Origin of the sequence: Bacillus sp. IT-79MI2, from assembly GCF_949768135.1 — a bacterium.
GTDB classification, from domain to species: domain Bacteria; phylum Bacillota; class Bacilli; order Bacillales; family Bacillaceae_G; genus Bacillus_A; species Bacillus_A pseudomycoides.
Map to the genome: position 1 here is coordinate 1 of NZ_CATKPV010000090.1, position 9,097 is coordinate 9,097.

The 9,097-nt window shown below is 29.9% G+C and carries 10 protein-coding genes and 1 pseudogene; 7 read left to right on the forward strand and 4 right to left on the reverse strand.

The window, feature by feature from the left end:
- The 3 genes from ACM6HU_RS22795 to ACM6HU_RS22805 form a co-directional block, all read left to right on the forward strand.
- Window positions 1-345 (forward strand): DUF3967 domain-containing protein (locus ACM6HU_RS22795; RefSeq protein WP_414848467.1); only part of this gene is annotated, 345 nt, incomplete at its 5' end.
- A 54-nt stretch (window positions 346-399) separates the two neighbouring features.
- Window positions 400-603 (forward strand): hypothetical protein, encoded by a 204-nt coding sequence (locus ACM6HU_RS22800; protein ID WP_040118769.1) that lies wholly within the window; start codon window positions 400-402, stop codon window positions 601-603.
- A gap of 34 nt (window positions 604-637) precedes the next feature.
- Entirely contained in the window at window positions 638-916 is a 279-nt protein-coding gene (locus ACM6HU_RS22805) for a hypothetical protein (RefSeq protein ID WP_018783728.1), read from the forward strand.
- 541 nt (window positions 917-1,457) lie between these two features.
- On the opposite strand, the gene ACM6HU_RS22810 is transcribed toward ACM6HU_RS22805, so the two are convergent.
- The 4 genes and pseudogenes from ACM6HU_RS22810 to ACM6HU_RS22825 form a co-directional block, all read right to left on the reverse strand.
- Window positions 1,458-2,048: a hypothetical protein gene (locus tag ACM6HU_RS22810; RefSeq protein WP_414848468.1), complete on the reverse strand. Its 591-nt coding sequence runs from the start codon at window positions 2,046-2,048 to the stop codon at window positions 1,458-1,460.
- Between the two features lie 160 nt (window positions 2,049-2,208).
- The gene (locus ACM6HU_RS22815; RefSeq protein WP_414848469.1) at window positions 2,209-2,961 is read right to left on the reverse strand and encodes a polymorphic toxin type 44 domain-containing protein; all 753 of its coding nucleotides are present in this window, start codon (window positions 2,959-2,961) and stop codon (window positions 2,209-2,211) included.
- Between the two features lie 72 nt (window positions 2,962-3,033).
- Window positions 3,034-4,725 (reverse strand): N-acetylmuramoyl-L-alanine amidase family protein, encoded by a 1,692-nt coding sequence (locus tag ACM6HU_RS22820; RefSeq protein WP_414848470.1) that lies wholly within the window; start codon window positions 4,723-4,725, stop codon window positions 3,034-3,036.
- A gap of 165 nt (window positions 4,726-4,890) precedes the next feature.
- Window positions 4,891-5,013: pseudogene (locus ACM6HU_RS22825) on the reverse strand (integrase); the annotation flags it as partial.
- A gap of 1,004 nt (window positions 5,014-6,017) precedes the next feature.
- On the opposite strand from ACM6HU_RS22825, the gene ACM6HU_RS22830 reads away from it, so the two are divergent.
- From ACM6HU_RS22830 to ACM6HU_RS22845, 4 genes are all read left to right on the forward strand, one after another.
- Window positions 6,018-6,446: a helix-turn-helix domain-containing protein gene (locus tag ACM6HU_RS22830; RefSeq protein WP_098712817.1), complete on the forward strand. Its 429-nt coding sequence runs from the start codon at window positions 6,018-6,020 to the stop codon at window positions 6,444-6,446.
- Between the two features lie 197 nt (window positions 6,447-6,643).
- The gene (locus ACM6HU_RS22835) at window positions 6,644-6,787 is read left to right on the forward strand and encodes a hypothetical protein (RefSeq protein ID WP_176549049.1); all 144 of its coding nucleotides are present in this window, start codon (window positions 6,644-6,646) and stop codon (window positions 6,785-6,787) included.
- A gap of 203 nt (window positions 6,788-6,990) precedes the next feature.
- Window positions 6,991-7,629 carry a MarR family transcriptional regulator gene (locus tag ACM6HU_RS22840; protein ID WP_018783712.1) on the forward strand — a complete coding sequence of 213 codons (639 nt, stop codon included), beginning with the start codon at window positions 6,991-6,993 and terminating at the stop codon, window positions 7,627-7,629.
- Window positions 7,630-8,890: 1,261 nt separating this feature from the next.
- A partial coding sequence (locus ACM6HU_RS22845; RefSeq protein WP_414848471.1) for a MerR family transcriptional regulator occupies window positions 8,891-9,097 on the forward strand: 207 nt, incomplete at its 3' end.

Below are 9,097 nucleotides of genomic sequence, written 5' to 3' on the forward strand. Positions count from 1 at the left end.
TTACACAGAGAACAGAATTACTCAATAAAACAAATTGAACATTATTTTGCTACAGGTGGAGAAAGTATAAAGCCTGTACCTAGTAAAGAAGTTGGAGAAATTTTAGCTGAAGAATTAAAAGCGTTAAAAAATGAAGTTAGTAGACTTAGAGAATATAGTGAGAAACAAGAGGAATTTAATAAATTGTTAATTGAACAACTACAAAAACAACAAGATTATATTGACAATAAGTTAGAGAACCGTGATCAGAAGTTACTTGAAACAATTAGAGAAGTACAAGAAACAAAATTATTAACGGCATCTACAGAACAAAAAGGTTTTTTCGCGAGATTATTTAGAAAATGATTTTTTGAGATTTGGTAAAGAACTTGTTATTAAGGATTTAAGGAGATAATTAGTATGAATAAAAAAGTGAAAATTTTAAAATATACTATGGTTATATTGGCTTGTATTGCAATTTTTGGTACAATTTTACCTAATGCTTTAGATCCACATGAAACGATGGCAGGTAAAATTTCAATTGCGACTTTTGGCATAGTAGGTACTTGTTTACTATTTTCTATAATGTATTTTATTGTAAAAAAGGCTATTTTAAGAGGATAAGTTGTTACATTTCTAATGAAAAGGTAGAGGATATATGTTTTTAAAAGCTTCATATTCTGAGTTTATTAATTTTATTATCCTGATTACAGTTATTTTAGTTCTATGGAGATTAAAGGTATGGTCTAATAAAAAATATAATGTTCCTAAAGTATTCAAATGGTTCCCTAAAAGATGGGGGAAAAGAAAAATTTTAGAACAGTTTTACCAATCAAAACTTGATGTTGAAGGTAAAGGGATTTGGATTACTTATTATGCTGTAGATTTATATGTTATAACTATTCCATTACAAGTGAAAAAATATAATACACTTTAATGTTCTGTTTTTTTATTAAGAAGTTTTAAAATATGGTAAGTGAAATTATAGGTATAATTTTATGTGAATATTAAAGTTAAAAAGCTAATTTTCATAGAAAATTAGCTTTTTATTTATTGTTAGCAATAATTATTGAATTGAATAAAAAATGCATTTAGAAGGAATCGTGGTGGCGGCGCATGTGGAATCGCTGAGTCCTGGCGTTTATGCCGCGAAAGTTCCTTGACGATGAGGGGAACCCTCATGCAAACTCGCCAGAGGTGGCCCCAGAAGGGCGGTTTTTGCCCGCTGGGGTTGGCTTTGGGAGTTTGAGGGTTCGGAGGCTCGTGGTCAAGGGAACCGTGGAATAAAAAGCGAGGACGGACCCCAGGACAGGGCAAAAACCAATGTCTTCGCCAAGATTCGTGGTTCTACTGTTAGAAAAAGGCGAATAAGAATATAGCATACATACAATAAGGGAATGCAGTACAGATCAGTATACAAGCATTCCCTTGCTATAAATATGTTATGTTTTTAATATAATGAAGAAAATTTTGTATTTTTAATGTGATGTGACGTAATACCAATTTTTTTCCATCTTTGTGATTTCTTTAAATTCGCTATTAAAATCAGATTTGCTTGGTTTTATATCATTTGGTGTGTAAATAAATCCTGAAAAATTATCTAATATACCGCGATAAGTAAAAAAGAAAACAGAAGTACCATTTTCATTTTGTTGAATAAGCACATCTCCACCGTTTTTTGAAGTGGATGTAAATTGTTTAGGCAAATGAATCATTTTATTATTATAGTCAACATTTGGTGTTAACTCTTTATGTTCTATAAGTTCTATAACTTGTTTACGCTCTTTTTTATAGGTTATGAAATCTAATTTTAAATAGATTTTTGTAAATGGTACGTATGTACAAATAATTATTATGATTAATTGAATAATTAAAGGTTTCCAATTTTTGTATTTAAGGAGATGTATAATCGATAAAATCAATATTATGAAAAATGATCCATGAATTGCTATTGAAAGAAATGGCATAGCAAATGGAGTAAGGAATTCAACTAAATACCATTTCAGAAATTGATAGAATATTAAGACAAGACCACTTATTATTGTAATTTTGGTTAAGTTTTTTTTCATATTTTGTATGTCCTCTCAATCTTAAATAATATGTAATTTTAGTGATCGATTTTTTTATTTATTCTTTGAATGCCTGATAGATATCAGTCTAAAAATATTTTAAAACAAAAAAGAACAAGTTGAAAATAAACCTGTTCTTTTTATTTTAAATTTATATAAGTTAATATCCTTTATTATAATAATCTATACCTAATTGAATCATTTTTTGGTCTTTAGGTTCATCAAAGTATGTTTTATAGTATGCCCATTCTGAAGTTTTAGAGAGTATTTGATAAAAACCGGCTCCACCTTTAAGTTCAATATCAGTAAAACCAATGGCTTTGCCAACATATCCAAAGTGGAAGTTTCCAATGTCTTCACCTGTTAATTTTTGGTTATCAAAAACATATTCATTCTTAGGGCCATATTTTAATTTATAGTCCCATGGTCCCCCTGTTTTTACTAGTTTTATAAATACGGAATATGTATATGCTCTTGATTGTGCAAGACCTTGAATAGGATCTATATTTTTTTGTTGAATTAGTGCAGCTTGTTTGCTTACGCTTTCCATACGAACTCTGTTACTTCTCATAAGGTTAGAGAAATCAGCTGTAATATTATAACCAGGTATACTATTAGATGGAGTACTATTTGATGGTTGCATAGAAAAACTTGCTAATTTATTTCTTTTTTTTACTAAATTAGATGAAATCCCAAGTTCATTTTCTTGTTGTAATGTTTCTCTTGCAATTTCTTGAGCTAACTTTTCTGCCTGTGCTTCTAATTCAGGTGGTAATTGGTAGTTTGCTACTTCCTGTAATTGTTTTTCTGTTATATTTTTTTCTAAGGATTCAGTTTCTGCGGAAACTGGTGTTAAGGCAAAACTACTAAAAAGAATAGTTGTTAAACTTAAGACTTTGACATATTTTTTCATAAATTTCCCCTTTAAAATTTCTTTATGTAGTAGATAATTTGTTAATCTATCTAAATATTATTCTTAAATCTATTATTCAGCTAAAGAACCATCTGGATTGAAATAATATTTTTTATCATTAATATATTTCTCTCCTGTTACCATATCTCCATGTGGCATGAAATAATACCATTTATCGTTAATCAATTTCCAATCAAATGACATAGCTCCATCTTGTTCTAAATAATACCAATTCCCTTCGAAAAATTGCCAGCCAACTAACATAGCTCCAGATTGATCTATTAAATACCATTTATCTTTAATAAATCGTTTTCCTGGTTTTTCCATGTTTCCGTTATATTCATCGAAATAATACCATTTATTATCGATTAACTGCCATTTTTTTAACCTTACTCCTTGATTACTACCTGGTTTAGGATCTAAGTAGTACCATTTTCCGTTACTTTGAAACCATCCAGTTTTCATAGCGCCGCTTGATGGATCAAGGTAATACCAAATTCCCTTGACTTCAACCCATCCGGTTTTCATAGCGCCGCTTGATGGATCAAGGTAATACCAATTTCCTTGATCTTCAATCCATTTGGTTTTCATAATGCCTGATGGATCAAGGTAATACCAATTTCCTTGATCTTGGAACCATCCAGTTTTTAGTGTCCCAGAGTTTTCTATATATCTCCATTTTTCATTAAAATCAGTAACCCAACCTTTTGCAGCTGGATTTATAGTTGTATATCCCCATATATATTTGGAGCTTTCATTAAAGTTATAATATGTATCTATTGGAGTTCCTGGCCAAGTATCTCGAAGAATTATGTCTTTAAAATCTTCATTTAATTCAGAAATATAGAATTGTTGATATCCTACTCCAGCTAATGCATGGTTCTCGTAAAATGGATGATTTACAAGGGTTATTAGAACTGGTCTATTTGTATCTATTTCTTTTACATACTTATCATATGTTGGTTTTTCGTCTGTAACAATTTCTGGATAATATCCACGTTCATTCCAGTATTTTTTAATCCCTGGTATATAATCACTTACTGATGTAGCACCCTTTTTATCTGTTTTTACATCGTTTCCAATATTGTCTATTAATGTATTAGTAGTTTCATTATCTTTTACTAAATTATTATATCCATGTTTATCCCAATAACCTATTACATTAGCGATTGAAGTTGGTGAACATCCTCTATACCATTGATAGTCTGGGACATCATTGATTATTTTACGTTTTTCATTATCTGAAATATTTTCTGCTTTTAAAGAGGCATAGAAAGTATTTTTAGAGACATTTTGTTTATTTCCTTCTACATTTACATGTTTTTTTATTTCTTCAATATTATACTTATTTTTATTTTCTTGTGTTGATTGTTGTAAAAGTCCTGTGTAAATAGTTTTCCCTTCTTTTACAGTTGTATAAGGATTAGAACCTTCTCTTGTAGATTCTATAATCGAAGGTTGGTTTTGATTACTATTTGCAATAATATATCCAAGGTTTTTATTGTCCTTTTTGACTTGAAATAAATATCCTTTAATATTTCCTTCTAAGTCATATAAAATTGTATTCTCACTAAAATAAGCATCTTTCCATTCGGGATAAGAACGTTTACTAATGTTTTTAAGGTATGTTTCCGCTTTAGTTTGGGCTTCTTGTGTAGTAACTATTTGTGTAGACGTTTCCTCTGCATTAGAGCTAGTAGGATGATTTAAAAATAATCCAAATGAGAGAATACAAGTAGAAATGTAAAATGTAGTTTTTTTCATAAAGATTCCTCTTTTTCAATTTATTTACTTATTAACAAACAACATTACGAATATATCATATTTGTATTGATAAATATATAAATATTTAAAAGTGTTGGCAGTTGATAAAAAAGATGATTTAGGAATTAACTGCTTTTTTATTTAAAGTTGTTAATTTTAGCTCAATCATATGTAAAAGATATCTAAAATATTATCCTTTTCTTCTTTATTGATTCCAATATATTTGAGTGTAATTTGTGGTGTACTATGATTGAATATTTCTTGCAACATGGCTACATCTTTTGTTTTTATGGGTTGGACATCAATGAGATGTTGTCTTTTATTCATAGATCCTTTACCTCTTTATTTATAATGTTTTGAATGTATACTTTTGTTGTTAATTTTAAGGATATCAGTGGATTTGGCGTGAATTCAATGTTTTCAGGAGTTTGAATGTAAACAAATATTTAAAAGTTTACATTCAGTAGTAACAAAAAAGTCCCTTAATAATGCTAAAGGGACTTTGCTCACACAAATGATCTGCACATCAATTCATCTTTGATATACAGATCATTTGTATGATAATTTTTATAAATAATTGCGGAATAATGAATTTACATTACTGCTTTTAAAAGTTCTTGTACAAATGGAATGATTCCACCTACAAATTTTAAAACTGCCATTGCGATTGCCATGTTATTTCCTCCTCTTTTTTCGTATTAAGGTATGATAATCTTTATAAATAATTGCGGAATAATGAACTTACATTACTGCTTTTAAAAGTTCTGCTACTAATGGAAGTACTCCACCTACAAATGATAAAACTGCCATTGCGATTGTCATATTATTTCCTCCTCTTTTTTCGTATTAAGGTATAATAATTTTTATAAATAATTGCTAAATAGTAAACTTACATAAATGCTTTTAAAAGTTCTTGAACTAATGGAAGTGCTCCACCTACAAATTTTAAAACTGTCATTGCGATTGCCATATTATTTCCTCCTCTGTTGTTGATGCTAAGATGTGATTTATCTTTATGCTTTTATTATAGTAAGCGCTTACATTTATATCAATATATTTTTATATGCAATATTACATATTGACGGGTTAATGAAATATCACATTTTCGCATTAAGGAATCCTATGTTTTTAGGATTCTTTTTTAGTTTCTGATAATATTGTTTTAGTTGAATATAGATTTAAGTGATTTAGCAAGAATTTAAATATGTGAACCATTAGTTTACATCTATTAGACTAATGGTTTCTTTATTGATTATGGTTTTATATGTAATGATTTCTTAGAGGTGAATAATATGAATTTAGGTTCGCAATTGAAAAAGTTTCGTGAATCAAAAAACTTTTCACAAGAAGATGTAGCTCGCAAGGTTGGAGTGACTAGACAAGCTGTTTATAAATGGGAGAGCAATAAAAGTTATCCTGATATTGATAATTTGATTTTACTTAGTGAATTGTATGAAGTAACAATTGATGAGTTAATAAAGGGATCAGAGGATGTTAGAGGGGAGTTAGATAAAAAAGATAAAGATGAATGTGAGGACGATGATGATGAAAATGATTTTGGCTTTTTTATAGGTATTGCTCTTATATTTATAGGGATATTTATTGGCATTGAAGGAATTTCTTTATTTATAACTATATTGGGAATGCTGATAATGGTATTTTATAGTGATGTAAAAAAAGCGATCATTAATGAATTTAGAATAAAAAGAAGACCGAACTAGATTGTTTTTCTAGTTTAATCTTCTTTTTATTTGCTGAAAATCGAGCGAAGCGACAACCGTTTTAGGACGATAAAATGAAATTTCGAGACAGAAAAAACGGTAAAGGTTGTAGGGATCTCCTACTAATTCAAAAATATCGTTTTTGGTGTGTGTGATCATACACACGTAGCTTGCCTAATTATTTAGAAATCAACAGCATGAGTCAAAATGCTAGAAAAGGTGCTTGGATTAATAATTGGTTAGATGTGGTCAAATATGGGGTAGGAAAGGCTGTATTTGTTGTTCCGGTTTATATTAGTATAAAATCTTTGTTGAATTTTGTTGGGATTTCAATACCTTAAGAGACAGGAAAAACTTTTATGTAGAAATTTGTGGTAGAATAAAAAAAAGAAACCTTGCGGTAACAAGGTTTCTTTTCAAAAAATCCTAGACAGGAATAATTTAATCTATGTGTATTTTAACATGAAATTTGTATTTTGAAAATGGAATATGTATACACTTTTTAGTTTCTCGTTTTTCTGTTTAGGAAGTAGGAGGAGAAACAGTGAGTAAAGTAGTAGATTTTGGACAAGCTGAAAAAAAAGCTAAAGCAAGAGATAGTAAGATTGATAGTATTTATGATCAGTTGCAAACTGGTGGGTATTCAGAAGAAGAAAGAGCTATGCTTTTACAGATGTTAAGTAAAATGTCTGGTGGGGAAGAATATTTCATAGGTAAAAAGAAAAAGCCTACAGATCGGGTGAGATTTGTGCAAATTATAATGGATAATATAGATTATTTGATTGAAATAGGTTATTTAAGTAGTAAGGAAGAAGCTTTTTTATTCAAATTAACTTCATCTGTAGAATTTAAAACTAATGTTCTTGTAGAACGTGAGACAAATAATCCAGCATCGCCTACATATCTAGCTGAAAAGTTTAAAATGACTCGTCAAAGTATTTCTAGTGTTATGAATGGTTTATTAAAAAAGGGAGTATTAGCAGTTGCACAATCAGGTGTTACAACTGAAGATGGACGGGTTTGTACTAGTCGTACATGGTTTGTAAATCCAAATATTATGTGTTGCTCTCCTAAAGATGGAATAGATAAAGCAACTCAACATATTTTTAGAGATTCATTAAGAAATTTTAAAGTCGAAGATCAAGGAAAGAAAAAACACAAACTACCTATTTATTTATTTTAAAAGAATGCAAAAAAAATCTTGCGTTCTTTTTTTTTATGTCATTTACCTTTTTTTAGGTGTCACTTTTTTTTGACACCGGTGTCACTTTTTTTTGACACCTTATCTTCTATAAACCCTTGCCATTACTGACTTTCTTCACTTTGCTCTTCTCACTCTTATATATAGAGCTAAAAGTTCCGCAAGGAACGGGTCGTATTTTCTTTCGTTTTACTACAGAAAATCTCCACCCTTTTCGCTTTGCTACATCCTTGCGGAACTTTTTTCGGCTCGAGTTTGGATATCACCAAGCCGATACATCCAAAAGCAACTACTAGGGATCATCGGCTTGAATTTGCTATTATACGAGCCGAACCGCTAGTAATTCGATTTAAAATTTCACTTACCAAATTGATAGAATACGTTATATGTGGGGTTTCGTCCCCACACGACGAACCAGCCTCAACCCCAAAAGCAAACGAAAACCCTTATTTAAACCTGTTTATTTTGCTTTTTAAGCGTCCATTTTCATTTTTACAGCAAATAGTATTATTTTAGATCCATATTCTTTAAAACGGATTTTGAAGCGTCTGAATGATATCTCACATTTTGTTGTTTTCTGTTTTAAATTATAATCTTGTGTTTACTTATTTTCGATGGATCTCTTTTAGTATTCTAAAGTAATGTTTGATTACAATTTATAAAAAAAATGTTGTCTACAGCAGGTACACATTTGATGCTATGAAGAGTACCTTGTGTACACCTCGACTCTACTTTTAACGAAAAATACGTGTAATTGGAAAATTTTGAGTCGACCGTGAGTGCACATCCTGGAAATTTTCGTGTACCCACGTTTAAGCTAGGCTCTGCCTAGCCCCAACCCCTAGTTGGGCCCAAAAACCCCTTATGCTCTTCTCTCTTTTTTGATTCAGAATTTCCAATTTTATAAAATGACTTGCCTTTTGATAGAGTTTTATTATGTTAAAAAAACAAAAATATGATTTTAATTGTGGTTTATTGCAAGGTTATTAGAAAAAAATTGTGGCGCGGCCATGGTCTTCGCTATATGGATTAAATAATGATTTGTTAAAAAGAAAATGAAGTATGACTTAGAGATGTGAAGGACTCCATTATTTTTATATGACAGAAGGATATAAACCTTAGTAAAATGAATTAGTAAAAACCTAGGTTTTATACCTAGGTATCAAGGTTGATTTTTTTGAAAATAACCCTTGATATTTAAAAAACTTAGGTTTTTATCTAGGTTTTAAAGGTGGGTAAAAAGATGGATAAAAGTGAAAACCTAGGTAAAGAAAAACCAGGTTATATAGCGATGACTGTTAAAGAAGTTGCATTGTGTTTAGATGAATCACCAAATGTTATAAGAAATTGGATGAAAGAATTAAGGACGTATATTTCTTTAGAGAAAAATGAATCAGGCTATAATGTTTTTAATGAGAAAGCTCTTGAGCAAATGAAGATGGTTAAACAA

Coding starts and splice junctions, on each gene's coding strand:
- ACM6HU_RS22805 (WP_018783728.1), top strand. CDS start 638: ATGTTTTTAAAAGCTTCATATTCTGAGTTTATTAATTTTATTATCCTG.
- ACM6HU_RS22820 (WP_414848470.1), bottom strand. CDS start 4,725: ATGAAAAAAACTACATTTTACATTTCTACTTGTATTCTCTCATTTGGA.
- ACM6HU_RS22830 (WP_098712817.1), top strand. CDS start 6,018: ATGAATTTAGGTTCGCAATTGAAAAAGTTTCGTGAATCAAAAAACTTT.
- ACM6HU_RS22810 (WP_414848468.1), bottom strand. CDS start 2,048: ATGAAAAAAAACTTAACCAAAATTACAATAATAAGTGGTCTTGTCTTA.
- ACM6HU_RS22835 (WP_176549049.1), top strand. CDS start 6,644: ATGAGTCAAAATGCTAGAAAAGGTGCTTGGATTAATAATTGGTTAGAT.
- ACM6HU_RS22800 (WP_040118769.1), top strand. CDS start 400: ATGAATAAAAAAGTGAAAATTTTAAAATATACTATGGTTATATTGGCT.
- ACM6HU_RS22815 (WP_414848469.1), bottom strand. CDS start 2,961: ATGAAAAAATATGTCAAAGTCTTAAGTTTAACAACTATTCTTTTTAGT.